This is a genomic window from Photobacterium sp. R1 (assembly GCF_054600795.1).
In genome coordinates this window covers 1-319 of record NZ_BAAHZP010000323.1, presented here as the reverse complement: position 1 = coordinate 319, position 319 = coordinate 1, and the positions used below count along the sequence as shown (strand labels likewise).

At 55.2% G+C, this 319-nt stretch carries 1 pseudogene; it reads right to left on the bottom strand.

Annotated elements, in window-relative coordinates:
* A pseudogene (locus tag ACYP03_RS25240) lies at positions 1-319 on the bottom strand (amino acid ABC transporter permease); the annotation flags it as partial.

Sequence of the window (319 nt, the reverse complement as noted above, 5' to 3'; positions counted from 1 at the left end):
CCTAAAGTTGAAACCTTTCAGCTCAGGATATTCCAGTGATACCGGCTGTCCCGACACAAAATACGTCAGCACAGGCAAGACCAGCAGCATACCGAGTGAATAGCGCCAGGTCGGACGCTGCTCCCCCGTGGCCTTTTGATGCCGGCTGGCCCGCATATGGACGGCCACACCCGCGATCACACTGATCACAACAGCAGCAAGCACCATCCAGGCGCCTTGCTCATATACGGGTGCAGGCACATACAGACCACGAACATTCAGGAACGCGGCTTCACCCAATGACAATGATTGTCTTGGCGAAGGTAAAGCACGCAGAACA